Raw genomic sequence first — 23,411 nt, 5'->3', positions numbered from 1 at the left:
AACTTTCACCTGCTTCCGCTACGTTGTTGTAAATCAAAAGGGAGTATGAAAATGACCGAGACCGTTAACTTAACCATTAAAATTGACCCGGCGCTGAAAGATCACATCAAGCAGTTAGCCGCAGATAACCAAATCTCCATGAGTCAGGAGATCGTTAACCGCCTGCAGGCCAGTTTAGATGCGGTTGAGCACCCGGCCATTGACAGCCTGGATACGCAAGAAGCCTGTACCGAACAGCTTTCAGCCGCCGAATTGAAACAGGTTCGGGCGCTGCTGAAGAAAAGCAAGAAGAAGAAATAAGCAGAAAACCCGTCGATTGACGGGTTTTTTATTACGCGGCGTTAAATGTCGTGAATACGGAACTGCTGCGCGCGCTGCGCCAGACGGTCAGATAGCGCACGCAACTGCACGGCAGATTGCACCTGTTGCGCATTCAGGGCTTCGTTTTGCTGCAGCTGGTCGCTCATCTCGACCACTTCTCGGGCTATTTTTTTCACCCGATGGCTCTGTGCCGAACTGTTTTGCTGCAGCTCGTTCAGCTGCGTCACAATGCCGGAAACCGCGCCGCCGATCTGCGCAAAAAGCACTTCCAGCGCCTTAACCTTATCGAAACCATCATTGACGTGCTGCTGTGTGTGCTGAATCAGTCCATCGATCTGTCGCGTTGATGCGCCGCTCTGCTGAGACAGTAAGCCCATCTCTTTGGCGACCACCGAGAAACTGCGCCCATAAGCACCTGCATGCGCGGACTCAATCGCGGCATTCAGTGATAGCAGGCGCGTTTGCATCGAAAGGCTATCCAGCATGCCGACAATACCGGCGATATCCCCTGACGCGGCGACAATCTGCTGCATCTGATTTTCCATTTTATCGACTTCTACGGCGCAATTGCGCATCAGATCATCCGCCGATTGTGCTTCCTGGGTAGCCTGCAGCGAAAACTGGGTCCCAATCTCCACCTCTTCAGAGACGCGATCTAAACGCTGCGACAGATGATGGAAGCTGGCGTTTTGCTTCTGATGTTGCTGCATCACCTTCTCATTGTGTTGCTGCATCTCTTCGGCACCGGCGGCGACGCTCACCGCCACGGTGTTGATGTCGCTAACAATCTGTTGCAGGCCGCTGCGCATGGTATTAATCGACTGGAACAGTTGGCGCGTCTCGAGCGATTGACGACGCGGCGTGTCATGACAGGCGATCAGGTCGCCAGTGGCAATCTGTGCCAGCTGTCCGTTGGCACGCCGCAGGGGCAACAGGACGCCGCGCATCAGCAAGCCGGAGGCCAGCACTAACAAGAGCATCAGTACCGCGCTAACAATGAGCGACAGATTACGGCTCTGCTTCAGCGTGCTTAGCGTATTGTGATTCACGCTGCCGAGTTGCTGATTGGCCTGTTCGATCTCATTAAACCAGGCATCATTGAACTGTTGCTGGAACGCCTGCATCGGTACCATAAAGAAGGCATTGATGTCGTTGGCAGCCAGACCTTTCAGCTGCTCCTGTAAACCTGCCGCCAGCATGGCAAACCCTTGTGCCAGCGGGCTGTCAGCCCTGGCATGATAAGCGGTAAATTGCCGCTCGGCCTGGTTAAGCGAATCACTGGCGGCGGCGGCCAGACTTTTCCAGCTATCCACCGAGCCACTTTGCTGATCCTGCATTAAATAAATCCCGGCGCGGTGGCTATTGTCGCTGGCGGTGAGCAGTTCGATGCGGGCTTTATCCAACAGCGCCAGGCGTTCGCGCAGCTGATTAGCCTGCTGCAGCGATGTCTGCGTCTGGTTTACATGCCCGCTGAGTAGCAGGACGCCGGCAAACTGCAGCAAACAGAACAGCACAATGAACAACAGGAACTGACTCCGCAAACTGGTGAGCCATAGCGGGATGCGCAGAGAGAAGCGCGAGCGCAGCCGCAGCGGCAGCGCGATAACGGAAAGGAGTGACATCGAACGCCTCCAAAAAATAAAAAAGGAGTATTGGCAGCGTGCGTGACAGTTTGGTGACAGCGGGCGCGATTCTGCTGAAAACAGCATAAAGCGCGGCCCTAAATGAAATTGTGGTCCTGAAGCGCTAACTGTTTTGGCGCGCGTGTTGTTCAATCAGCGGCAATAGCAGCTGTGCGACCGCAGCAAATACCGGCACCACCACCGAGTTGCCAAACTGCTTGTAGGCCTGAGTGTCTGAGACGGGAATACGAAAATGCGTTTCGCCTGGCGCTTCAAATCCCATCAGACGGGCACATTCGCGCGGCGTCAAGCGGCGTGGGCGACGCGCCATGTTTGCGGGGTGCTGGAAGTCCGCTTCGCCTTGTGCCTGATCCCAGCCACGATCGATGAGGATTTCCGAGCCATCTTTGTAATAACGCGCCGATAGGGTTCGCACGCAGATATTGGCTTTACGCGGATCGTTGAGGCCAAAGCCGAATCCATTGCCTTTGGCTTTATGCTTTTTCGCATACTGGTACAGATAATTCCACAGGGTTGGCGACAAGGTGTATTTTGCCTCCGGCTGCGGCTCGAGCAGGCTCTGTAATGACGGAACCTGTTGCGGATAGAGCGCGGGCAGGGCGCGCAGGGAAAACCCCTTGCTGAGCCCGCTATCACGGCGAATCCCTACCAGCACAATACGTTCACGATGCTGCGGCAGGAAGTGACGCGCATCGACAATTTTCGCATCCGGCAAGCCGCTGTCGTTGGCGTCCGCCACGTCATAGCCCAGCTCATCCAGGGTTGACATGATGATGGCGAAGGTGCGTCCTTTATCGTGGCTTTTAAGGTTTTTGACGTTTTCCAGCACAAAGAACGGCGGCTTCTTGGCCGCAAGAATGCGCGCGACATCGAAAAACAGCGTACCCTGCGCTTCACACTCAAACCCGTGCGCGCGACCGAGCGCATTCTTTTTGCTGACGCCCGCCAGCGAGAAGGGCTGACAAGGAAAGCCCGCCAGCAATACCTGATGATCGGGAATGGCGCGATCGATAGAGTGATAAATCGCCTGCTCATCATCGATGCCAGCCGGCTGTGTCACCAGACGAATATCACTGTTGAACTGGTGCTGAAGCGGATCGCTATACAAATTGGCTTTGTAAGTGCGCACGGCTTCTTTATTCCACTCGCTGGTGAACACGCATTGCCCGCCAATCTGCTCAAAGCCACGGCGAATACCGCCAATACCGGCAAACAGATCGATAAACTGGAATGTAGCGTGATCATAGTGGGCCGGACGTGCCGGGAGCAAGGCTTGCAGGCTTGCCACTTCACGGCTTGAGAGCGCCGGTGCCACACTTTTTCCCGTACGGATGCGATTCAAACGCGGCACGCTCCAGTCGAGGCCACCGGCTTCGCTAAGCGTTGTCACCACATCACGCGCGGCATAGATATCGAGCACCTGCAGTAACAGCGACGTCGCGTCATCCTGAGAAGAGGTGGAAGGGACGGGCGCGGCGGGGTCGAGAGCTGGCATGCGTATTTCCTTAACAGTGAGGCGGCTATGCTAACACTCATCACGCAACGAGGAAATTGGCGCGGTGCTTGCTTTCGCTTTTGAGCTAAACCGCTAAAGTTGAAGGAGCGCCAAAACAAGGAGACGCCATGGCAGACGTCCACTCGCAAGCTATACGCAGCAAAAACATGCGCGCCATTCGCAATAAGGATACGGCGATAGAGCAGCGCATTGCGTTGATTTTGAAAGATCGCGGCTTTACCTATCGCGTGCAGGATAAGGCGCTGCCCGGCAGGCCTGATTTTGTCTTGCCCGCGGAGAGAGCAATTATCTTTGTGCATGGCTGTTTCTGGCATCGCCATCACTGCTATCTCTTCAAAATGCCGGCCACGCGCTCTGAATTCTGGAGTGGCAAAATCAATAGTAACGTCGAACGCGATAGACGTTACATTCAACAACTGCGAGAAGGAGGCTGGAAAGTACTGATTGTTTGGGAGTGCGCGCTGCGTGGCAAACTGCAGCTGGAGGACGGCGCGCTGATAGAACGCCTGGAAGAGTGGCTGTTGGCGGTTGACGACAGCAGCGAAATCGATCATCAGGGTTTGCATCACTATCGCGTTGATTAACGCGTGATTGTTGCTTTTAGCGGTTATAACAGTTTAGATCTCCCTTTTCTCTGGAGCGCGGAATCGAGCCATGAGCAGCATCAAACTTACCGTTAAGCGCCTGTATCAACTCCGCGATGAGCGGATGGTGAATACCCACGCCACGGCGCGCATTTATCTTGGCGACCGGCTGGTAGCCACCGAAGAGATCAGCGGCATGACGGAAAGTCCGGTAAGCAAGTATCTGCATGCCGACGATCTGAGCGGGCCGTTACGCGTGGAATGGGACTGTGTGGGCATTGCCGATATGTCGGTCACGGCAGTTGAGCGTTGCCCCTGTTGTCAGGATCACGAACCGGAATAAATAAGGAATACCACTTTGGCAGGATCCAGTTTACTCACGCTTCTGGACGATATTGCGACCTTGCTCGACGATATCTCAGTAATGGGCAAAGTAGCGGCAAAGAAGACCGCCGGCGTATTGGGCGACGATTTATCACTCAATGCGCAACAAGTTAGCGGCGTAAAAGCCAATCGGGAACTGCCCGTTGTATGGGGTGTGGCGAAGGGCTCTTTTCTTAACAAATTGATCCTCGTGCCGCTGGCGCTGCTTATTTCAGCGTTTGCGCCGTGGCTGATTACCCCGCTGTTAATGATTGGCGGTGCCTATCTCTGTTATGAAGGGGTGGAGAAGGTGCTGCACAGCCTCAACCACGATAAGGCGGAACAAAGCCCGGAGGCGCGGCAGCAGCGGCTGGACAAGCTGGCGCAGCAGGACGCGCGGGCCTTTGAAAAGGATAAAGTGAAGGGCGCGGTGCGCACTGACTTTATCCTCTCGGCGGAAATTGTGGCGATAACCCTGGGGATTGTCTCCGAAGCGCCGCTGCTCAATCAGGTGCTGATCCTGGCCGGCGTGGCGATTTTAGTCACTATCGGCGTTTACGGTATCGTGGCGATGATTGTGAAAATTGACGATCTCGGTTTCTGGCTCAAGGAGAAATCCTCCACGGTCGCGCAGGCAATAGGTGGCGTGTTACTGGCGCTGGCACCCTGGCTGATGAAAATCCTGACGCTGGTGGGCACCCTTGCGATGTTTCTGGTCGGTGGCGGCATTGTGGTACACGGCATCACGCCGTTACATCATGCCATTAGCGAATACAGCGCCGGGTTCAACGGTTTTATCTCCGCTCTGCTCAGCAACGGTGCTAATTTGGTGATCGGCTTTATCATTGGGTCGATCGTGCTGCTGGGCGTAAATCTGATTGCTAAGCTGCGCAGCTAGCGGTTATAAAGCGCTGTAAATTTCTAATCACGGTCAGGAGAACGATGATGAACGACGATATGTTTGAATTTGATATCGATGCACAGCTGGAACAGGCTGAGGCCAAAGCAGCAGAAAAAGCCAACGAAGTCCCTGCAGACCTCAGCGATGAAGCGGATTGCGAAGGCTGCAAAATCTAATTTTCCTGTCCAGGACGTGCGCTAAAAGCCGACAATAAAAATTGTCGGCTTTTTTTATTATCAGCATTTTTAACTGCTTATTCTGATTTAGTAGAAGTAATAGATTTATCGTATAGGAAAAAAACGTGCACAGCTGCTATACCTAAAATCGTTCATTCAACGGTTAAAGGAGGGTGCGGTATGATCTTTGCAATCAGTGACGAAGTTCAGCACAAACAGGGCGGACCCACGATGGTGGTGACCGGCTATGCCAGCGGAATGGTCGAGTGTCGTTGGTATGACGGCTATAGCGTGCGCCGTGAAGCATTTCACAGTGACGAACTCAGCCACTCTTCTTCTGGCGCGCAGCAGCTGGCCAGTTAAATACATTCGGGACGGTAACAGCGCCGTCCCGAATGTAGTTCTCCCTCACACGCTACACCTTGCCGTCATTATCCTCTTCTACTGCCTGATAGATGCGTTGCAGGATGTCGGGAAACGCCGACTGCACGCGGCTCCAGCTCGGAATAAAAGGCTTCTCGTTAGGCCGTTCAATAAAGGCCTGTCCGGCATCGAGAATCGCCTGAGTAAACATTTCTACCGCCGCTTCTTCAATGTGTTGATCAAACTTGAGGCCGTTCATGGTGGCTTCGTGGTTATAGATCTCCATCATATCCAGCGCATTACGATAGTACGTTGCCTTCAGCACGCGGAACGAATCGCTGGTGAGCGGTACGCCCATGGTCGCCAATTTACGTAATAACGACTGCACAATATCATTGCTCATGCGCTTTAATCCGCCGGTGCCATCATCTTCAGCCAGCGGCTGATGTTTGTGGTCGTAATTATCGGCGATTTCAACCTGGCAGGTTTGGCGGGTGGTGTAATTACGATAGATCTCCGAAAGCACGCCAATTTCCAATCCCCAGTCGCCGGGAATTTTAATGCCGTTAAGCACGTGAGTACGCATGGCAAATTCACCAGACAGCGGATAGCGGAAGCTGGTGAGGTAGTCGAGATACTCTGAATGGCCATAAACCTTTTGCAGCGAGCGCAACAGCGGTCCCACCAGCAAACGTCCCACGCGGCCATTTAGCTTGCCGTCGGCCACGCGTGCATAAAAACCTTTGCAGAACTCATACTGAAAAGCCGGATTGGCGAGCGGATAGAGCAGACGCGCTAGCATACCGCGCTCATAGGTGACGATATCGCAGTCGTGCAGTGCCACGCACTGGGTGCGATCGGAGGCCAACGTGTAGCCGGTACAGAACCACACGTTGCGGCCTTTGCCGGGCTGGCTCGGCGATAATCCCTCTTTATCCAACTCGGCATCCAGCGCTTTCAGCCGCGGCCCATCATTCCACAAAATGCGATGCCGCTGCGGCAGGCGCGAGAAAAATTCACGTGCGAACAGAAACTGGTCGCGATCGGCGCGATCCAGACCAATCACAATCTCGTCGAGATAGGGGACTTTCGCCAGTTCGTTGACGATATTGTCCAGCGCAGGGCCTTCCAGCTCGGAGAACAGCGAAGGTAAAATGAGCCCCATTTTGCGTTTGCGCGCAAAGCGTACCATCTCTTTTTCCAGCGATTCAACGCTGCGGTGGGTGAGATTATGAAAATTAGTAATGACACCATTCTGGTAAAAATCACTCATCGTCTCATCCTGTATGGGTTAGGTCGTTACTCAGTCGGCGGCAGAAAATAATCCAGTCCTTCACGCCAGCCGTGTGGACCGACGTGCGCGGTGTGGTAAACATTTTGCGTATCACTACGTTGCAAATTCACCGGCGTTTTACTGAAGCCTTTTATCACCACGGCATAATCTGCGCGCTCCAGCATCGGTATATCATTCGGGCCATCACCTAAGCCTAAGGTGATACGTGCTTTGCCTTCCTGCTGGGCGACATGCTGCTGAATCTGCTCCAACGCCATCCCTTTACCCGAACCTGCTGGCATCACATGCCAGAAACGCCCGCCCTGGGTTAGCGCGAGATTATGTTCGGCCAGCGCGCTGCGAAATGTCGCTAAGCGGTGTTCGTCATCACGCCACAACACCACTTCGGAGGCTTCACGCAGCCGGCTTTGGCTGGCCTCGGCCAACGTTAACCCGGTGAAACGCGCGACCTCAGCATCGCTAAATTCATGAAAACCGTTGAAGCGGAAGTGGGATTGCAGAGCCTTGAGCGTTTGGCACAGCGCGCGATAGGCGGCGCTGGGTTCGGTGGGCGCGGTGTGCGTGCCGCTTGGCACCACGCGCGCGCCGTTTTCGGCAATAAAGGGCGCGCCGGTAATGCCCAGTCGCTTCTGCAGCGGTATGATTTCGGCCGCAGTTTTACTGGAACAAATTACCAGCGGAACCTGATGTTGTTTCAGGCGTGTCAGCCATTCACTGGCGGCATCCCAGTTGTAGTCATGATGGTCCAACAACGAACCATCAAGGTCGGTAACGATCATTAGGGAGTCAAGACTCAGCACCATCACACTCCTTACGCCAGTGGCATCCGTAAAGCGAAGAGTAATCAGTATAATAGCGGAATCGCGATCACACTTTTTCCCGGGCTATTGGCCGCGATAACCAGGATAATTCTTAAATGACAGAGGAAGCCGCATCATCTATGCGCACTTCGTGCATGGAAAATAGTGAGCAGTGACGCGGCGTGCAGGGTTTTACCGCTGAAAGGTTATGCAAAAATGTTCGATTTACGTGCAGGGTTAAGACTTGTCTTAAGTAAGCTAAAGCGTAATCTGACAGGGTGTTAAGAATTCCCTGGTGTAACGAATTTACTGAATTATTTTACCCGGCCTTCCCGCCGGGTATTTTTTTGAAATCGATTTCAACGATTCACTTCGCTGATGGCGAAATCACGAATATCCAGTTCAAAGGCTTCGGCTAGCTCAGTGTATGAATCATAGGCCTCACCGTTTACCCTGACGCGATGGGCTTGCTCAGCTTCCATGAACTCTTTTACCTCGCCCGAGGTTCTCTTCTGTATCGCGTCAAGTAAAGCATCAACATCAATATTCACTTCGCGCTGCACATTCTCGCTGTACTCTTTTGCCGTAGTCATGGTGGCCTCCCAGAGGCGATCCGCTGTCATTTCAGTATAGACGCTGATGCAAAGAGGGCGGCGGGGGGAATTTAGGCAAAAAAAAGCCCGCGCTGCGCGGGCAAAAATCCTTGTTACTTTTAGGTTGACTGCGCCTTTGGGGTTGGTGCAGTGCGAATAAGTGTACGAGCAGCCCGCGTCAAAAGTCTCTCTGCGAAACGTAAAGAAAACGAAAAGCCGCATCTTGACAGAGTTTTACCTCGTTTGAAGTGCATTGTGCGCAGCAGCGTCTATGCTTAGCGCTTATTGATAAGTGATATCAGGGAGTTAGTATGGATTTTCTTCGTATTGTGATTGCGATTTTACTGCCGCCGCTGGGCGTGTTTCTGCAGGTCGGTTTTGGTGGCGCCTTCTGGCTTAATATTCTGCTGACGCTGTGCGGTTACATTCCGGGCATCGTGCATGCGGTGTGGGTTATTGCACGACGCTGATCGCGATCAGGCGCTGTTGATTATCTTCCGTTACACTGTGTCGCAGGACAATTTGTGGAGAGTAATCAATGAAGGTGAATGACCGCGTTACGGTAAAAACCGACGGTGGCCCGCGTCGCGTAGGTACGGTGCTGGCCGTTGAGGCATTTAACGAAGGCATCATGTACCTGGTGGCGCTGGAAGATTATCCGCTGGGCATCTGGTTCTTTAATGAAAGTGAGCATGCGGAAGGGGTGTTTGTTGAGCCGTATGAAGGGGCTTGATGGCTTTTGCCCTTACCTACTTATTCCCTCTCCCACCTGTGGGAGAGGGGCAGGGTGAGGGGCAACCCGCACCTAGATCTCAAACTGCGCCCCCATCCAAATTAAAACGTCTCCCAATTATCATTTCCCGACGTCGCCAAAGCGGCGCGCGGCGCTAAGTTCGGCGTGCGCAACGTGGGCTGCGCGGCTTTTGCAACCTGGGCCACCGGGCTATCACTCAAACGGAAGACCGCTACCGCCTGCGTCAAGCGTCCTGCCTGATCTTCCAGTGAAGCCGCCGCGGATGAGGCTTCCTCCACCAGCGAGGCGTTCTGCTGCGTCACGTTATCCATTTCGGTTACCGCCAGGCTCACCTGCTGAATGCCACGGCTCTGCTCGTCCGATGCGGCGGCGATTTCGGCCATAATATCGGTGACGCGGCGTACTGCTTCAACAATTTCACCCATGGTGTTACCGGCTTCACCTACCTGACGTGAACCATTGGTAATTAAACCCACCGATTCAGCGATCAGCGTTTCAATCTCTTTCGCCGCCTGCGCACTACGCTGTGCCAGATTACGCACTTCGCTGGCTACCACTGCAAAGCCACGGCCTTGTTCACCGGCTCGCGCCGCTTCAACCGCGGCATTCAGCGCCAGAATATTGGTCTGGAAAGCGATGCTATTAATGACGTTGGTGATCTCAGCAATTTTCTTCGAACTGCCGGAGATATTGTTCATGGTTTGCACCACGCCATTGACCAGATCGCCGCCGCTGCGTGCTTTGCCTGAGGCATCTGCGGCCAGCTGGCTGGCATGATGGGCATTTTCGGCGTTCTGTTTCACCGTGGCAGTTAGCTGCTCCATGCTGGCTGCGGTTTGCTCAAGCGCCGACGCCTGCTCTTCAGTCCGCGACGATAAATCGGTGTTGCCGGCAGAGATCTCGCTGGAGCCCTGATAGATCGCCACCGCGCCTTCACGCACCGTACCTACCGTGCGAACCAGCGATGCCTGCATCAATTGCAGATTATGCAGCAGGCTGCCAATCTCGCTGCGGCCATAGGCTTGCTCGGGCGCAGTCAAATCGCCCTGAGCGATGCGTTCGATACGGTCGACGGATTGACGCAGCGGCGAGATCACCACGCGACGCAGGAAGACAAAGGTAAGCACTACAAGCACTAAAGCCGCGGCAAAAGCGGCCGCCATGGCAATAAATCCTACGCGTGATTGATGCGCGGCTTCAGCGTTAATCGTTTCCGCCCGGTCGGTGCGGATTTTAATCGCTTTCAACAGCACATCGTTATACGCATCATCCAGCTTGCGCGTGACGTCCGTTTCCTGCGCCACGATGCCTTCAAAGCTGCCTTGCTTAGCCGATTCAATCATCGGCTTGAGGCCTTTATCGATGTAGGCGTTGAAGCTGGTGGTCAGCGGTTCATCAAGCGCAATGTCAGCCGGGGTTTTCGCCTTGCGATCCATATAAATCTTGAAGCCTTCACGCGCCTGCTTAATCCGCATTTCGGTGCGGGCTAAATCGGCACGATAACCGTCCATTTCACCAATACGCGCGGCCGCACCCGATTGCAGTACATTGAGACGCGCGGTGCGCAGGTGGTTTGAGCTATTAGAGATGCCCATACGGATTTGAATCTCTTCCGTGGCATCATTCAGGGAGTTGTTACTTTGAATTAAAAAGTAGCTGGCGAGTCCAATGCACAGGGCAAAAAGCAGCAGAATGCCACCAAAGATCATACTGAACAGAGGCATCAGGCGCAGGTTCTGCCAGACGCTGAGCTTATATTGCTCATCAATCGATGCTGTTTTCATATCCTTGCTCTCATGTAGGTAGGTGTTATGAGAGTAAGCATCGGCAGGGCCAGAGAAAGGATTAGACAGGAAAGTGGGATCAAACTCGCAAAACGTAAAAGGGCCAATCACGCGATTAGCCCTTTTACTCTGCATACTTCAAGCTGCAGGCGCGATGGCTGCAGGTGTTTACACCAGCCACTTACTTGAGTAAGTCCCTGGAATTCATCCCGCTACCGCCTTCCTGCCGCTTGAATTATTTTGGGAAATTAACTTCAGGTAATTATCGCACGTTAACATAAATCCCTGAGGTGACATTATCAGTTAAGCGGACAACATGATAAATAACCTGCTTATTATGGGTTTTAATTTTGCGTTTAATATTACCTTTGTGTGACGAAACGGTTTTAGCTTTAATTTGCATCTTGTCTGAAATTTGAATGGTGTCATGGCCTGACATCCACATTTTCAACATATTAGATTCAGTCTGACTTAATGTCAGCGGATGCACGTCGAGCCCAGCAGAAATACGCGGCGAAGCGTTGAGTTTCTTTTGCAGGTAGGTTCCTAATAAGGAATCCAACGTCGAGGTTTTTATCGATTTTGATGTAATAATCAGGTTCTTACGAACGTAGAGGTATTCCTCAAAATGGATATTCGAGATCGCCATGAAAATAAAGAATAAGGTATCAGGATGCTGCATAATAATGGCACGAATACGATCGCTAGAATCGGATTCGTGAATAAAGCACTCTTCGTTGATAAACACGACGCCCGGCTTTATTTGTTCACATCTTTGCTGCAATTGTTCAATGTCAGACACAGGAGTAATATTTTTCTTTTTAACTCCCTTGGCAGACATATAGTCAGACAATCCGAGGCGTGTGTAATTACATGAATCCATAATAATCGTTGGCATTATAGCGACCCTCACCAATTTGTTATCCGTTTAAATCAACGATGAATACGCGTTTGCGGTACGAGAGAAATTTCCAAAGACACTTTTTTATTCTGCTCGGCAGATTGGCGATAGTTATCCATGCGCCATCATGACTCTTCCCTGAACCGTGCTGCGAAGTTATTTTTTTTAGTACATCCACGTCACTCTTCACCCAGCCATAGCGGGAATAGCTGAGAATTTGCATTAAGTGTTTAATTCGCTCTGTTTTGAGAGCCCTGTCACTATCGCGCAGATCACAGACAAATCTGATAGGACAATTCTTAAAAACATTTGAATCGCGAAAGTGTGACGCTTTAGCGAGCGTTGACAATGCCGGAAAAAAGGGATTTAGACAAGAAAAATCGCTGTGAATTTTTTTTTGTTTAAAAACAGCCCTTTGAGCATTTCAACACCCAATCCCCAAGGTTTGTCACCTTAAGAATCGTCTGACTAAAATACGCGAAGCGCGGTTTAATAAGAATAATTTTCACCTAAAATGCGCATTTATCAGAATATCCTCAGTTGATTTCTGAGAAATATGGTTTGAAAAATGCACAGACTGATTTTGATTGCTTAACTATTACTTAAGGGCGTCTACAGAATAGTTAATCAACTTGCGCGGGAAAGTTCTGACATAAACTGGGCGAGTAAATCAAAGACTTCGCTAAACAGATGTTCGCAAAAGGGAGCAAGCAGCGGCATCATCATCCCTACGCTGAGTATGCCCACCGTTAAGGTAATCGGGAAGCCAATGGCAAAAATGGAGAGTTGTGGTGAAACACGGTTTAACAAACCTAGTGCCATGTTTAGCGTGAGGAGCAGAACTATTAAGGGCAGCGCTAACATCATGCCATTAAGGAAAATTAATCCGGCGGACTTCACTAATGCCATAAAGGCATTGGCGTTGAGTGGCTGATCGTTAATCGGCAAAGTATGAAAACTGTCCACCAGCAGTGAAATCAGCCAAAGGTGTCCGTTGAAGGTCAGAAACAGCAGCATGGCCAGCATGTCGAGAAAACGCGCTAACACCGGCATGTTTAATCGACTACCGGGGTCAAAAAAGGTGGCGAAGGACAACCCCATCTGCAAGCCAATCACTTCACCCGCCATACGTACCGCGGCAAACGCGAACTGCATGGTCAGCCCAATGCTGATGCCAATCAGCAACTGTTGCAGCAGCAACCAGAATCCAGCTGGGGTAAATAAGGTGACCTCCACCGGCGGCAATACCGGAATGATGATCCAGGTAGTGAGCACCGCCAGGCCAATCTTTACGCGCTTCGGGATCGATTTTTCGCTCAGCATGGGCGCGCTGGCAAACAGCGCCAGTAAACGCACCATCGGCCAGAAAAATTGTGCGACCCAATGGATCAGCTGGCTGCTATCGAGGTTGATCATCAGCCAATGATGTAAGGCAGGTTGCTAAACAGCGTGCGGATATAGTCGAGCATCAGGTTGAGCATCCACGGACCGGCAATTACCGCCGTTGCCGCCACGGCCATGATTTTGGGAATAAAGGAGAGCGTCTGTTCGTTAATCTGCGTGGCGGCCTGCAGCACGCTGATAATCAAACCGCTTACCATGGCCACCAGCAACATCGGTGCCGCCATCAACAGGGCGACGCGCATTGCTTCCTGGCCCATAACCATTACTGATTCAGGTGTCATGCTGCACTCCTCGAGAAAGAAAGGTGAGGGCGAACGCCACTCAAGAGTAGAAACTTTGCGCCAGTGATCCCACCAGCAGCTGCCAGCCATCAACCAGCACGAACAGCATCAGCTTGAACGGCAGGGAAATCGTGGCGGGCGGTACCATCATCATCCCTAAGGCCATCAGTACGCTGGCCACCACCAGATCGATAATCAGGAAAGGGATAAACACGGTGAAGCCAATCTGGAAAGCGGTTTTCAGTTCGCTGGTAACGTAGGCGGGCAGCAGAATTCGCATCGGCACCGCTTCCGGTCCCTGAATCGGCGCGGTATTGGCCAGGCGCGCAAACAGTGCTAAATCCGCTTCCCGCGTTTGACGCAGCATAAATTCACGCAGCGGCTGCGCCCCTTTATCAATGGCGTCCGCCATGCTGATTTTGTCCTGGCTGAACGGCACATAGGCGTCGGAGTAAATTTTGTCGAAGGTGGGCGCCATGATAAAGAAGGTCAGAAACAGCGCCAGGCCCAGCAGCACCTGGTTCGGCGGCGCGGAAGGCGTACCGAGGGCGTTACGCAGCAGACCAAATACAATGATGATGCGGGTGAAGCTGGTCATCATCAGCAACACCGCCGGTATAAAGGTCAGCGAGGTGATGAACACCAGGGTTTGCACCGGCAGTGACCAGCTCTGGCCACCGTTTGCCAGCGGCTGGCTGATTAAACCTGGCAGCTGCGCATGGGCAACCGGTGCCAGCAACAGCAGCGGCAGAAGAGGAAGTAATCGACGCATCATTAAGGTTTTCCGGGACGTTTAACCAGATTCTGGAAGAGCTGACGAAAATCCTGCGGTGCCGCACTGTTCCCGGTCTGTTCTTCCGGGGGCAGCGGCGGTAAAGAGTGCAGATGCGTGATTTGCTGAGCTGTCACGCCCAACACTAAACGCGCATCGGCGGTATCCACAATCACCACACGCTCACGCTGACCCACCTGCACGGTGGCGCTGACTTTCAACGCCTGGCCCGTCACCGTTTTCGGGGCAAAACCCAGGCGCTTTGCCAGCCAGCCGCAGGCCAGAATCAGCAGCACAATTACCGCCAGTACGCTGCTGACTTGTCCAATCACCGAGCCGGTAGAGACCACCGGCTGGCTGTGAACCGGCTGTGCGGTTTGCGTGTTTTTTAACATGCTTAACGGCTCAGGCGACGCATACGTTCAGACGGCGTAATGATGTCGGTGATGCGCACGCCGTACTTATCGTTCACCACCACCACTTCACCTTGCGCAATCAAATAGCCGTTGATGAGAATATCCAGCGGCTCGCCGGCCAGCCCATCCAGCGCTACCACGGAACCCTGCGTCAGACGCAGCAGCTCTTTGATAGTCATCTTGGTGCGTCCCAGTTCCACGGTCAGTTTGACCGGGATATCCATAATCAGATCGATATCCTGCAGCGAACCGCTGATGCCAGGATTCTCGAGGGATTTGAAAACATTCTCGGTGGGATCGGGCGCGCTGGTGGTGGTTTGTTCATTCATAGCTGCAGCCCACAGATCGTCCGCGGAGATGTCGTCGTCGGACGGTTTCTTGCTGTCACTCATCGGGCTGTTCCTCGTTCAGCGAATTCAAAATCGGGTTAATCAAATGTTCTACACGCAGGGCATACTGACCATTGATGGTGCCGTATTGGCTGGTGAGCACCGGTACGCCATCGACGTGGGCAATGATGCGGTCCGGCTTCTCAATGGGCAGGACGTCACCGGGTTTCAGCTGCAAAATGCGCGACAGGCGCAGCGATGTTTCCGCGAAGTGGGCAATCAGCTCCAGCTCCGAGTGCTGCACCTGTTTCACCAGATTGTCGCGCCAGTGATTATCTTCCCGACGCGAGTTTTCCAGCGGTGGATTGACCAGCAGCTCGCGCAGCGGCTCAATCATCGAAAACGGAATACAGATGTTGAATTCACCCACCAGGTTACCAATCTCCACCTGGAACGGCGTGTTAACCACGATGTCGTTCGGTGAGGTGGTGATGTTGGTGAATTTCACCTGCATCTCTGAACGCACGTACTCCACCTCCAGCGGGTAAATCGCCTTCCAGGCATCGCTGTAGCCATCCAACGCCAGCTTCAGCATGCGGCGAATCACGCGCTGCTCGGTATGGGTGAACTCACGGCCTTCCACTTTGGTCGGAAAACGACCGTCGCCGCCAAACAGGTTGTCGACAGCAATAAACACCAGGCTCGGTGAAAACACCACCAGCGCCGTACCGCGCAGCGGCTTCAGGTGGATCAGGTTCAGGTTGGTTGGCACCGGCAGGTTGCGGGCAAACTCGTGATACGGCTGAATCTTGATCGCACCCACACTAATATCTGGGCTACGGCGCAGCAGGTTAAACAGCGCCATACGGAAATGACGGGCAAATCGCTCGTTGATGATCTCCAGCGCCTGCAGACGCTCACGCACCACGCGACGCTGGGTATTGGGATCATAGGGACGGATATCGCCATCTGCCCCTTTGGAACTGTTCTCTACTTCCGCACTGTCACTGTCGCCATTAAGCAGCGCGTCAATCTCAGCCTGGGAGAGAATGCTATCGCCCATTAAATCACCTCAAAATGAAGGCGGTAAACAGCACGTCACTGACTACCTGAGTCGGTTGATTTTTTACCAGCGGCGGCGCCAGCACCTGTTTGATCTGCTCAACCAGGGCCTGCTTGCCTTGCTCGGTCGCCAGCACGGTTGCGCTTTGACGCGAAAGCAGCAACAGCAGACGGCTGCGCACTTCAGGCAGGTAATCATTCAACCGACGACGGGTGTCCTCATCGGGCAGACGCAGGGTGAAACCCACGTACAGCACACGGTCGGGATCGTTGTCAGGATTGACCAGGTTTACTGTAAACGTATCCATTGCAAAAAATACTGGAGCAGGCGGTGGCTCGACTTTCGTCGCTTCCGTTTGACTGCCCTCGTGTTTATTCATCATTCGCCAGACTGCATAGCCTGCCACGCTGCAAGCGGCCAGCGTTACAATCAGTAACACCGGAATTAGTAGTGAACGTTTGCGGCCTTTTGCTTTCGCGTTATCAGACATGTTTGCAGTTACTTCCTGTGAATTATGGGCAAGCCTCTCGGCTTACCTGGACAGATTATCCCGCGTCTTAAGTCAAACAATGGGAAGAAAAGACGCGGGTTTTACGCTTACCTTCAGCGTTTAGCGGCTGTCAGGCAAAGATATCGACAGCGCCGTTACCGGCCACGCGCGCTTGAAGGGCTGCCGGGACGGCAATAGGCGTTATCTCGTTGTCATTGTCCTGGGAGAGGGTAAAGCTGCCGTGCTGTCCGTCACGACGTCCTTCCTGCTGGCCTTGATAACTCTGGCCCTGTGCGAAGGCGTCGCTGCTGACGTTACTCTGTCCCAGGTTAATACCGCTCTCCGCCAGCGCTGTACGCAGCTGAGGAAGAGCCGCTTCCAGCGCGGCCCTCACTTGGCTGTGGCTGGAAACCATTGTTAACTGTGCCTGATCCTTATCGAGACTCAGGTTGATCTGGATAGCGCCCAGATCCTGCGGATGTAAGCGCAATTCGGCGTTCTGCTGCCCATTGCGACTGAACATCACAATCTGCTGACTCAGCGCCTGCTGCCACTCGTTACTGCCGAGCTGCGCATTCAGCATCGGCGTCGACGGGGTGGTGCTGGTCGAGGCGGTGCTGGTCATGAGCGAACTGGTGCTGCTTAGCGGTGCGCTGGTTAACGGCGTTACCGGATCATTGCTGCTTTGTGCCGCGCTGCGCTCTTCCGGTTTGCTTAGCGTATTCAGCACCTGTTTGAAGCTTTCATCCAGCGTTAGCCCGCCGGTGTTGCTTGTCGTGGTGCTCGCGCTGCTGGTCTGCGTGTTGGCGGCCGTTTGCGTTAAGAGGTTTACAGCATCGCTGGACTTCTTCTGGCCACTCTGCGGCTGCGCCTGTTCTTCTTTTACTGCACCCTGCAGCGAACTGCTTAACAATGCCGAATTAAGCGAAGCGCGCGTATCGGCATGGCCGTCGTTCACGCTGTTACTTACCGTTGACTGACTGGTGCGGTTCTCGAGTGCCACCGGCAACATGGCAAATAATGCCTGCACATTCTGTAAGTCGCTGGCACTTAACGAACTTGCCTCACTCTTGTCTTTATCATCGGCTGAATTCAGCGTGGCTTTAGGGTTAACCGGCTGTAAAAGTGTGTTTAACGCCTCGGGTTTCTCCAGCGCCTGCAATAATGCGCTTAATGACGCTTTTGTGACGTCTTTTTCATCAGCTTTTGCTGTCAGATCAGACGATTGCGCGTTAACACCTTGTTGCTTCGCCAGGGTTAGCAAGCGGTTACCCAGCTCAGTAATAAATCCCTGCGGCAGCGTATCCACGCTTTGCACAAGATCGCTGGAAACTGAACTGTCTGCGTCTCCTAAACCCGAGGTTTGCGTTGCAACTGTTGGCAGCGTAATCATTCGCCTTTCCTCAATGCGGCCCGTTGGGCAAATTCATCCATCCGTTTCTGATCGAGACGGTTTTCCTGTCGTAATGCATTTTCCTCAGCGCGCGTAATCAGCGTTTGATAGGCATTGAGTCGCTTGTGCTTTTCGCGCCAGTTGCTCAGCGCGGTTTCCAGACGCTGATTCCACTGCGAAAGCTGTTGGCGATGCTGATCGATGGCTTTTTCCAGCGTCTGAATAAACTGGTGATAATTGGTCCAGCGGGTGCTGGCGATGCCGCCGGACATATCCTGATTGAGCTTATTGCGGTACTCATCCTGATAATCCAGCAGCATGGTGAGCTGCTCATCGGCTTGCTGTACGCCGCGACGCATATCGCCGAGATGAATCACGGCGCTCTCCAGCTCTTGCTCTGCCAGATCGCGCAGCTTATTGATAGCACTAGCCGTTTTCATGGCTTAACCTCGCTTCAAAGCGCTAACCGAACATCGCCTGCAGATGCAAACAGGCATCGTCGTAGTCGCTGCGTTCGAATATGCCCTGATGCAGGAAGGCTTCCATTTCCGGATAGAGCTTGATGGCTCGGTCCAGCATCGGATCGCTACCTGCGGCATACGCACCCACACTCACCAGATCGCGGTTACGCTGGAAGCTGGAGAGCAACTGTTTGAACTGACGCACGCGTGCATAGTGCGACTCATCAATTAATGAGGTCATGGCACGGCTGATTGACGCTTCAATATCAATCGCCGGATAGTGACCGGCTTCCGCCAGACGACGTGACAGCACAATGTGGCCGTCGAGAATCGCGCGCGCCGAGTCGGCAATCGGGTCTTGCTGATCGTCACCTTCGGTCAACACGGTATAAAAAGCGGTAATCGACCCGCCGCCGTGGGTGCCATTACCGGCACGCTCTACCAGCGCTGGCAGTTTGGCAAACACCGAAGGTGGATAACCTTTGGTTGCCGGTGGCTCACCGATGGCCAGCGCAATTTCACGTTGCGCCATGGCGTAGCGGGTGAGGGAATCCATAATCAGCAGCACGTGCTGGCCGCGATCGCGAAAATCTTCAGCGATACGCGTGGCGTACGCGGCACCCTGCATACGCAGCAGCGGTGAAACATCCGCTGGCGCGGCGATCACCACCGAACGCGCGCGGCCTTCTGCGCCCAGGATGTTCTCAATGAACTCTTTGACTTCACGGCCACGCTCACCAATCAAGCCCACCACGATGACATCGGCTTTGGTATAACGCGCCATCATGCCCAGCAGTACGCTTTTACCTACGCCAGAACCGGCAAACAGGCCCATACGCTGGCCGCGACCTACGGTAAGCAGCGCATTGATGGCGCGCACGCCGGTATCCAGCACATCTTCAATGGGCGTACGCTGCAGCGGGTTGAATGGCGCAGTGATCAGCGGCGCACGATAGCCGGTTTCCGGCGCGGGCAGACCATCCAGCGGTTTGCCGCTGCCGTCCAGCACGCGGCCCAGCAGCTCCGGACCCAGCAGCATCTGCTTGCCGCTTTGACCGTTATCGCCGCTCACGCGCGCATACACGCGGGCGCCGGGTAAAATGCCGTCCACCTCTTCTAACGGCATCATCAGCAGTTTCTGCCCATTAAAGCCGACCACTTCACTCTCAACCTCGGTGATCTTGCTGCCATCGCTACGTTCAATGATGCAGGTGGCGCCGAGCGGCAGTTGTAAACCCGTTGCTTCCAGCACCAGGCCGGTCGCGCGCGTCAGGCGGCCGTAACGGCGCACCGTTTGCACCTGTGAAATGCGGTCTTCGAAGGCATCGAGTGCGCCGAGCCAGCGCGAGAGACGCGAGGTCATTACAGTGTCCCCGGAGCGGCCAGGCGGCACAGCTCCTGCCAGCGCGTGGCCACGCTAGCGTCAAGGTCGCCATCCTCGGCGCTGAGTTTGCAGCCGCCGGGATGCAGCGTGCTATCGGCCAGCAAGCGCCAGCCGTGCAGATCCAGCGTTGGACCGAGCGTCTGCTCGATGCGCTGCAAATCATCCGGATGGACGCGCAGCTGCGGTTTGCCGCTGAACATAGGTTCCTGCTGAATCAGCTGTTGAATCTGACGCAGCAGGGCGCTGCCATCCACCTGCGTGGCCTGGCCAATCACGGTACGCGCCGCTTCCAGCGCCAGCTGCATCAGGCGTGAGGCGATGACGCTGTCCAGCGCTTCAAGCGTGTGATGGAACTCGGTGACCAGCTGCTGCATGCGCGCCTGTAACGGCGCCTGTTGCTGCTGCGCATCGGCTAAGCCCTGCTGAAAACCGGCGTCGTAGCCGTTCTGCTGCGCTTCGGCAAAGCCTTTTTGGTAGCCTTCGCTGTAGCCCTGCGTCTGCGCATCTTTCCGCATCTGCTGCTGCATGCGCTCCAGCTGCTGTTGCTGTTCAGCTTCAGCGCTCAGCTCAACATCCTCTTCCGGCTCCGCGGGCTGCGGCTCCGGTTCGGCGCTGAAGGGGCTGCCTAAATCATCAGGCTGCCAGCGCTGCCAGGCGCGGGCGGAAAAGGCATCAGACATAAGTTTCCTCGCCTCCGCCAATTACCATTTCGCCAGATTCCGCTAAACGACGCACCACCAGCAGGATGGCTTTCTGTTCGTTCTCCACCGCAGACATTCGTACCGGACCACGGTTGGCCAGATCGTCGCGCAGAATATCGGCGGCACGCGCCGACATGTTCTTGAGGAACTTCTCGCGCAGCGGCTGTTCGGCGCCTTTCAGGGCGATCAGCAACTGCTCGGATTCCACTTCCTGCAGCAGGCGCTGGATGCTGCGATCGTCCACTTCCACCAGGTTTTCGAACAGGAACATCTCGTCGATGATCTTCTGTGCCAGCTCGCCATCGAAATCGCGTACCGCTTCGATAACCGCTTCTTCCTGCTGAGTTTTCATCAGGTTGATAATTTCTGCTGCGGTCCTTACACCGCCCATCTTCGCGCGCTTGAGGTTGGTACCATCCAGCAGGCCATTGAGCACTTCGGTCAGTTCGGCCAGCGCGGCTGGCTGGACACCACCGAAGGTGGCGATACGCAGCATCACATCGTGGCGCAGACGCTCGTCGAACAGCGCCAGAATATCGGCCGCCTGACCACGTTTGAGGTGGACAAGAATGGTGGCGATAATCTGCGGATGCTCGTCGCGGATAAGGTCGGCCGCTGCCTGAGGCTCCATGAAGTTGAGCGTTTCCATCCCGCTGGTGGTCTCGTTCTTCTCGAGAATATCTTCCAGCAGGCTTGAGGCGCGCTCCTCGCCCAGCGCCTTGATCAGCACCGAACGCAGGTATTCATTCGAGTTGAGGCTCAGCGCGGCAAACTGTTCCGCATCCACTTCAAATTCGCGCAGCACTTCGGTGAGCTGCTTATGCGACACCTGCCGCATGCTGGCCATCGCCGAACTGAGGTGCTGCACTTCACGCTGATTGAGGTGTTTGAACACTTCCGCTGCGCGCTCTTCGCCGATGGTCATCATCAGAATGGCGCTTTTCTCTGTACCGGTCAGACTCATAGTTCTTTACTCATCCATTCACGGATAACCAGCGCCACAACGCGCGGATCATTTTCAGACATGTCGCGGATGCGCTGGCTCATCACCTCAGCGCTCATGCGATTGGTGGATTTGCGCTCCTGATCCAGCTCGTCTTTGCTGAGCTGCACGCTATAGGCTTCCTCTTCTTCCATCGCCGCGGCGCGGGCTGCTGCGGCTTCGGCCGCCGCTTTCTCTTCTTCTTTCTTACGCATCAGCTGAGGACGTACCAGCTTGCGATAGAGGATGAAGCCCACCAGCGCGACCAGCAGCCAGCGACCTGCGGTCATCAGCTGATCGAAGAACGCTTGTTGCTGCCAGAATGGCAGGTCGCCGCCGCTTGGCTCGGTCATGTTGAACTGCGAGTTCACCACATTGACGCTGTCGCCACGCGTTTGCGAATAGCCCATGGCTTCGCGGGTTAAATCTTCAATTTGTTTGATCTGCTGATCGTTCAGCGCCACCGCTTTGCCTTTACCGTCATCGCGGTAGTTCACCACCACGGCAACGGAGAGGCGCTGCACGTCACCGACGTTCAGCTTGGTATGACGAATGGTGCGATCCAGCTCGTAGTTAACCGTGTCGTTACGGGTGGAGCTGCTTGGGCCACTCGCTTGTGCGGTGCTGGTGGTGCTGCCGTTGTTCTGCGCATTGGCGTTGGCGTTTTGCCCATTCGCATTCTGACCGTTGGCATTATTGTTATTGTTGTTCTGCGGATTGGTCACCGGCGCGGTGTTTGCAGGCGCAGGCTGATTGGACAGGGCGCCAGGCACGCCGCCCGGATAGGGGCTGCCATTCTGTTCGGAATTGCTGGTCTGGCGCGAACGCACCGCCGTGCTGTTCGGATTGGCATTCGGCTGGTATTTTTCGTCGGTCTGTTCGCTGCGGTCAAAGTTGATCTGCGCCGTCACCTGTGCATGTACGTTGCCCTGGCCAACAATTGGATTCAGGATCGCTTCAATGCGCTGCTGGAAGCGCGCTTCAACTTCCGAAGCATATTTGAGCTGGGCATCGTTCAGATCGCGACCTTCGCTGTCAGAACGCGTCAGCAGGCGACCTGACTGATCGACCACCGTCACGTTACCCGGCGGTAAACCTGCTACGCTGCTGGAGACCATATGCTGAATGGCCTGAATCTGGCCTTCATCTAATGCACGTCCCGGCTGCAGGTTCAGCGTTACCGAAGCGGATGGCGCTTTCTGTTCACGCACGAACAGCGTCGGTTTTGGCATCGCCAAGTGTACGCGTACGCTTTTTACCGGGCCAAGCGTCTCGATAGTGCGTGAAAGTTCACCTTCCAGCGCGCGCTGGTAGTTGATCTGCTCACTGAACTGGCTGATGCCGAACTTCTCTTTATCCATCAGCTCGAAGCCAACATTGCCGCCCTTCGGCAGACCCTGTTGCGCGAGGCGCAGGCGCAGCTCATGCACCTTATCGGCGGGCACCATCAGCGCGCCACCGTTCTCGGCGAATTGGTAAGGGATATTCATCTGCGTTAGCTGGGTGACAATCGCGCCGCCATCCTCATCAGAGAGGTTGTTATAAAGGACGCGATAATCAGGCGCTTTAGCCCACAGCACCAACGCAAAAACCACCGCGATAACCGCAGCGGCAGCAACAATTAAGGGAATACGCGGATTGGCGCGCAGGCGGGCGAGAAGGTCACTGAAGCCTTTCTTTGCTGTATCCTGTGTAGCGGCTGCACTCGCATTCATGACCGTTTCCTGCCTGACATAATTGAC

28 protein-coding genes are annotated in these 23,411 nt (G+C 54.3%); 8 read left to right on the top strand and 20 right to left on the bottom strand.

Annotated features, from left to right (window positions below; genetic code table 11):
• Nucleotides 1-51 precede the first annotated feature (51 nt).
• Nucleotides 52-300, top strand: a complete 249-nt coding sequence (locus ACIP6T_RS07625; protein WP_097096912.1) for a hypothetical protein — start codon at nucleotides 52-54, stop codon at nucleotides 298-300.
• A 41-nt stretch (nucleotides 301-341) separates the two neighbouring features.
• Here ACIP6T_RS07625 and ACIP6T_RS07620 read toward each other — a convergent pair whose 3' ends face one another.
• Together ACIP6T_RS07620 and dcm are read right to left on the bottom strand one after the other, a co-directional pair.
• On the bottom strand, nucleotides 342-1,943 hold the full coding sequence (locus tag ACIP6T_RS07620) for a methyl-accepting chemotaxis protein (RefSeq protein ID WP_400456216.1): 1,602 nt from the start codon (nucleotides 1,941-1,943) through the stop codon (nucleotides 342-344).
• Between the two features lie 124 nt (nucleotides 1,944-2,067).
• Nucleotides 2,068-3,459, bottom strand: a complete 1,392-nt coding sequence (gene dcm / locus ACIP6T_RS07615) for a DNA (cytosine-5-)-methyltransferase (protein ID WP_400456214.1) — start codon at nucleotides 3,457-3,459, stop codon at nucleotides 2,068-2,070.
• A gap of 128 nt (nucleotides 3,460-3,587) precedes the next feature.
• Here dcm and ACIP6T_RS07610 point away from each other — a divergent pair, with 128 nt between their 5' ends.
• From ACIP6T_RS07610 to ACIP6T_RS07590, 5 genes are all read left to right on the top strand, one after another.
• Nucleotides 3,588-4,064 carry a very short patch repair endonuclease gene (locus tag ACIP6T_RS07610; RefSeq protein ID WP_097096915.1) on the top strand — a complete coding sequence of 159 codons (477 nt, stop codon included), beginning with the start codon at nucleotides 3,588-3,590 and terminating at the stop codon, nucleotides 4,062-4,064.
• Nucleotides 4,065-4,134: 70 nt separating this feature from the next.
• The gene (locus ACIP6T_RS07605; RefSeq protein ID WP_400456212.1) at nucleotides 4,135-4,407 is read left to right on the top strand and encodes a hypothetical protein; all 273 of its coding nucleotides are present in this window, start codon (nucleotides 4,135-4,137) and stop codon (nucleotides 4,405-4,407) included.
• Nucleotides 4,408-4,422: 15 nt separating this feature from the next.
• Nucleotides 4,423-5,325 (top strand): DUF808 domain-containing protein, encoded by a 903-nt coding sequence (locus ACIP6T_RS07600; RefSeq protein WP_345829279.1) that lies wholly within the window; start codon nucleotides 4,423-4,425, stop codon nucleotides 5,323-5,325.
• A 44-nt stretch (nucleotides 5,326-5,369) separates the two neighbouring features.
• Nucleotides 5,370-5,504: a hypothetical protein gene (locus ACIP6T_RS07595; RefSeq protein ID WP_322543821.1), complete on the top strand. Its 135-nt coding sequence runs from the start codon at nucleotides 5,370-5,372 to the stop codon at nucleotides 5,502-5,504.
• A gap of 180 nt (nucleotides 5,505-5,684) precedes the next feature.
• On the top strand, nucleotides 5,685-5,867 hold the full coding sequence (locus ACIP6T_RS07590) for a YodC family protein (protein WP_097096918.1): 183 nt from the start codon (nucleotides 5,685-5,687) through the stop codon (nucleotides 5,865-5,867).
• Nucleotides 5,868-5,919: 52 nt separating this feature from the next.
• Here ACIP6T_RS07590 and ACIP6T_RS07585 read toward each other — a convergent pair whose 3' ends face one another.
• The 3 genes from ACIP6T_RS07585 to ACIP6T_RS07575 form a co-directional block, all read right to left on the bottom strand.
• Entirely contained in the window at nucleotides 5,920-7,140 is a 1,221-nt protein-coding gene (locus ACIP6T_RS07585; protein ID WP_097096919.1) for a glycosyl transferase, read from the bottom strand.
• 26 nt (nucleotides 7,141-7,166) lie between these two features.
• Nucleotides 7,167-7,964, bottom strand: a complete 798-nt coding sequence (locus ACIP6T_RS07580; protein WP_400456209.1) for a mannosyl-3-phosphoglycerate phosphatase-related protein — start codon at nucleotides 7,962-7,964, stop codon at nucleotides 7,167-7,169.
• 356 nt (nucleotides 7,965-8,320) lie between these two features.
• Nucleotides 8,321-8,554 (bottom strand): DUF2525 domain-containing protein, encoded by a 234-nt coding sequence (locus ACIP6T_RS07575; RefSeq protein WP_097096921.1) that lies wholly within the window; start codon nucleotides 8,552-8,554, stop codon nucleotides 8,321-8,323.
• Between the two features lie 311 nt (nucleotides 8,555-8,865).
• On the opposite strand from ACIP6T_RS07575, the gene ACIP6T_RS07570 reads away from it, so the two are divergent.
• Entirely contained in the window at nucleotides 8,866-9,024 is a 159-nt protein-coding gene (locus tag ACIP6T_RS07570; protein WP_097096922.1) for a YqaE/Pmp3 family membrane protein, read from the top strand.
• Between the two features lie 68 nt (nucleotides 9,025-9,092).
• Entirely contained in the window at nucleotides 9,093-9,287 is a 195-nt protein-coding gene (gene dsrB, locus ACIP6T_RS07565; protein ID WP_097096923.1) for a protein DsrB, read from the top strand.
• 101 nt (nucleotides 9,288-9,388) lie between these two features.
• On the opposite strand, the gene ACIP6T_RS07560 is transcribed toward dsrB, so the two are convergent.
• The 15 genes from ACIP6T_RS07560 to fliF form a co-directional block, all read right to left on the bottom strand.
• Nucleotides 9,389-11,092 (bottom strand): methyl-accepting chemotaxis protein, encoded by a 1,704-nt coding sequence (locus ACIP6T_RS07560; protein WP_400456206.1) that lies wholly within the window; start codon nucleotides 11,090-11,092, stop codon nucleotides 9,389-9,391.
• A gap of 262 nt (nucleotides 11,093-11,354) precedes the next feature.
• On the bottom strand, nucleotides 11,355-11,990 hold the full coding sequence (gene rcsA, locus ACIP6T_RS07555) for a transcriptional regulator RcsA (RefSeq protein ID WP_097096926.1): 636 nt from the start codon (nucleotides 11,988-11,990) through the stop codon (nucleotides 11,355-11,357).
• A 630-nt stretch (nucleotides 11,991-12,620) separates the two neighbouring features.
• The gene (fliR, locus tag ACIP6T_RS07550; protein WP_097096927.1) at nucleotides 12,621-13,409 is read right to left on the bottom strand and encodes a flagellar biosynthetic protein FliR; all 789 of its coding nucleotides are present in this window, start codon (nucleotides 13,407-13,409) and stop codon (nucleotides 12,621-12,623) included.
• Nucleotides 13,409-13,678 (bottom strand): flagellar biosynthesis protein FliQ, encoded by a 270-nt coding sequence (fliQ, locus tag ACIP6T_RS07545; protein ID WP_097096928.1) that lies wholly within the window; start codon nucleotides 13,676-13,678, stop codon nucleotides 13,409-13,411. Before fliQ ends, fliR begins: the two co-directional genes overlap by 1 nt.
• Nucleotides 13,679-13,718: 40 nt before the next feature.
• Complete coding sequence (gene fliP / locus ACIP6T_RS07540) at nucleotides 13,719-14,450, bottom strand: flagellar type III secretion system pore protein FliP (RefSeq protein WP_097097688.1); 732 nt, start codon at nucleotides 14,448-14,450, stop codon at nucleotides 13,719-13,721.
• A 2-nt stretch (nucleotides 14,451-14,452) separates the two neighbouring features.
• Nucleotides 14,453-14,845, bottom strand: coding sequence for a flagellar biosynthetic protein FliO (gene fliO / locus ACIP6T_RS07535; RefSeq protein WP_097096929.1), 393 nt, complete (start codon nucleotides 14,843-14,845; stop codon nucleotides 14,453-14,455).
• Nucleotides 14,846-14,847: 2 nt separating this feature from the next.
• Nucleotides 14,848-15,258, bottom strand: a complete 411-nt coding sequence (gene fliN / locus ACIP6T_RS07530; protein ID WP_008105402.1) for a flagellar motor switch protein FliN — start codon at nucleotides 15,256-15,258, stop codon at nucleotides 14,848-14,850.
• A complete protein-coding gene (fliM, locus tag ACIP6T_RS07525; protein ID WP_400456202.1) occupies nucleotides 15,251-16,258 on the bottom strand; it encodes a flagellar motor switch protein FliM in 1,008 nt (335 codons plus the stop codon). Before fliM ends, fliN begins: the two co-directional genes overlap by 8 nt.
• A gap of 4 nt (nucleotides 16,259-16,262) precedes the next feature.
• Entirely contained in the window at nucleotides 16,263-16,748 is a 486-nt protein-coding gene (gene fliL / locus ACIP6T_RS07520; protein ID WP_097096931.1) for a flagellar basal body-associated protein FliL, read from the bottom strand.
• Nucleotides 16,749-16,878: 130 nt separating this feature from the next.
• On the bottom strand, nucleotides 16,879-18,141 hold the full coding sequence (locus tag ACIP6T_RS07515) for a flagellar hook-length control protein FliK (RefSeq protein ID WP_400456200.1): 1,263 nt from the start codon (nucleotides 18,139-18,141) through the stop codon (nucleotides 16,879-16,881).
• On the bottom strand, nucleotides 18,138-18,581 hold the full coding sequence (fliJ, locus tag ACIP6T_RS07510; RefSeq protein WP_097096933.1) for a flagellar export protein FliJ: 444 nt from the start codon (nucleotides 18,579-18,581) through the stop codon (nucleotides 18,138-18,140). The genes ACIP6T_RS07515 and fliJ overlap by 4 nt, the downstream gene beginning before the upstream one ends.
• Before the next feature lie 22 nt (nucleotides 18,582-18,603).
• Nucleotides 18,604-19,965, bottom strand: a complete 1,362-nt coding sequence (gene fliI / locus ACIP6T_RS07505; RefSeq protein ID WP_097096934.1) for a flagellar protein export ATPase FliI — start codon at nucleotides 19,963-19,965, stop codon at nucleotides 18,604-18,606.
• Nucleotides 19,965-20,666 carry a flagellar assembly protein FliH gene (gene fliH, locus ACIP6T_RS07500; protein ID WP_097096935.1) on the bottom strand — a complete coding sequence of 234 codons (702 nt, stop codon included), beginning with the start codon at nucleotides 20,664-20,666 and terminating at the stop codon, nucleotides 19,965-19,967. The genes fliI and fliH overlap by 1 nt, the downstream gene beginning before the upstream one ends.
• The gene (gene fliG, locus ACIP6T_RS07495) at nucleotides 20,659-21,651 is read right to left on the bottom strand and encodes a flagellar motor switch protein FliG (protein WP_097096936.1); all 993 of its coding nucleotides are present in this window, start codon (nucleotides 21,649-21,651) and stop codon (nucleotides 20,659-20,661) included. The genes fliH and fliG overlap by 8 nt, the downstream gene beginning before the upstream one ends.
• Nucleotides 21,648-23,384 (bottom strand): flagellar basal-body MS-ring/collar protein FliF, encoded by a 1,737-nt coding sequence (gene fliF, locus ACIP6T_RS07490; RefSeq protein ID WP_097096937.1) that lies wholly within the window; start codon nucleotides 23,382-23,384, stop codon nucleotides 21,648-21,650. The genes fliG and fliF overlap by 4 nt, the downstream gene beginning before the upstream one ends.
• Between the last annotated feature and the right edge of the window lie 27 nt (nucleotides 23,385-23,411).

Origin of the sequence: Pantoea sp. NPDC088449 (genome assembly GCF_044753225.1) — a bacterium.
Taxonomy (GTDB): domain Bacteria; phylum Pseudomonadota; class Gammaproteobacteria; order Enterobacterales; family Enterobacteriaceae; genus Pantoea; species Pantoea floridensis.
The sequence above is the reverse complement of the archived record's forward strand: the minus strand, read 5'-3'. Positions and strand labels throughout refer to the sequence as shown.

Coding starts and splice junctions, on each gene's coding strand:
- fliF (WP_097096937.1), bottom strand. CDS start 23,384: ATGAATGCGAGTGCAGCCGCTACACAGGATACAGCAAAGAAAGGCTTC.
- fliO (WP_097096929.1), bottom strand. CDS start 14,845: ATGTTAAAAAACACGCAAACCGCACAGCCGGTTCACAGCCAGCCGGTG.
- fliL (WP_097096931.1), bottom strand. CDS start 16,748: ATGTCTGATAACGCGAAAGCAAAAGGCCGCAAACGTTCACTACTAATT.
- fliI (WP_097096934.1), bottom strand. CDS start 19,965: ATGACCTCGCGTCTCTCGCGCTGGCTCGGCGCACTCGATGCCTTCGAA.
- fliM (WP_400456202.1), bottom strand. CDS start 16,258: ATGGGCGATAGCATTCTCTCCCAGGCTGAGATTGACGCGCTGCTTAAT.
- dsrB (WP_097096923.1), top strand. CDS start 9,093: ATGAAGGTGAATGACCGCGTTACGGTAAAAACCGACGGTGGCCCGCGT.
- ACIP6T_RS07560 (WP_400456206.1), bottom strand. CDS start 11,092: ATGAAAACAGCATCGATTGATGAGCAATATAAGCTCAGCGTCTGGCAG.
- ACIP6T_RS07580 (WP_400456209.1), bottom strand. CDS start 7,964: ATGGTGCTGAGTCTTGACTCCCTAATGATCGTTACCGACCTTGATGGT.
- rcsA (WP_097096926.1), bottom strand. CDS start 11,990: ATGCCAACGATTATTATGGATTCATGTAATTACACACGCCTCGGATTG.
- fliP (WP_097097688.1), bottom strand. CDS start 14,450: ATGCGTCGATTACTTCCTCTTCTGCCGCTGCTGTTGCTGGCACCGGTT.
- fliJ (WP_097096933.1), bottom strand. CDS start 18,581: ATGAAAACGGCTAGTGCTATCAATAAGCTGCGCGATCTGGCAGAGCAA.
- ACIP6T_RS07575 (WP_097096921.1), bottom strand. CDS start 8,554: ATGACTACGGCAAAAGAGTACAGCGAGAATGTGCAGCGCGAAGTGAAT.
- fliH (WP_097096935.1), bottom strand. CDS start 20,666: ATGTCTGATGCCTTTTCCGCCCGCGCCTGGCAGCGCTGGCAGCCTGAT.
- dcm (WP_400456214.1), bottom strand. CDS start 3,459: ATGCCAGCTCTCGACCCCGCCGCGCCCGTCCCTTCCACCTCTTCTCAG.
- ACIP6T_RS07605 (WP_400456212.1), top strand. CDS start 4,135: ATGAGCAGCATCAAACTTACCGTTAAGCGCCTGTATCAACTCCGCGAT.
- ACIP6T_RS07620 (WP_400456216.1), bottom strand. CDS start 1,943: ATGTCACTCCTTTCCGTTATCGCGCTGCCGCTGCGGCTGCGCTCGCGC.
- fliG (WP_097096936.1), bottom strand. CDS start 21,651: ATGAGTCTGACCGGTACAGAGAAAAGCGCCATTCTGATGATGACCATC.
- fliN (WP_008105402.1), bottom strand. CDS start 15,258: ATGAGTGACAGCAAGAAACCGTCCGACGACGACATCTCCGCGGACGAT.
- ACIP6T_RS07570 (WP_097096922.1), top strand. CDS start 8,866: ATGGATTTTCTTCGTATTGTGATTGCGATTTTACTGCCGCCGCTGGGC.
- ACIP6T_RS07610 (WP_097096915.1), top strand. CDS start 3,588: ATGGCAGACGTCCACTCGCAAGCTATACGCAGCAAAAACATGCGCGCC.
- ACIP6T_RS07590 (WP_097096918.1), top strand. CDS start 5,685: ATGATCTTTGCAATCAGTGACGAAGTTCAGCACAAACAGGGCGGACCC.
- ACIP6T_RS07515 (WP_400456200.1), bottom strand. CDS start 18,141: ATGATTACGCTGCCAACAGTTGCAACGCAAACCTCGGGTTTAGGAGAC.
- fliQ (WP_097096928.1), bottom strand. CDS start 13,678: ATGACACCTGAATCAGTAATGGTTATGGGCCAGGAAGCAATGCGCGTC.
- ACIP6T_RS07625 (WP_097096912.1), top strand. CDS start 52: ATGACCGAGACCGTTAACTTAACCATTAAAATTGACCCGGCGCTGAAA.
- ACIP6T_RS07595 (WP_322543821.1), top strand. CDS start 5,370: ATGATGAACGACGATATGTTTGAATTTGATATCGATGCACAGCTGGAA.
- fliR (WP_097096927.1), bottom strand. CDS start 13,409: ATGATCAACCTCGATAGCAGCCAGCTGATCCATTGGGTCGCACAATTT.
- ACIP6T_RS07585 (WP_097096919.1), bottom strand. CDS start 7,140: ATGAGTGATTTTTACCAGAATGGTGTCATTACTAATTTTCATAATCTC.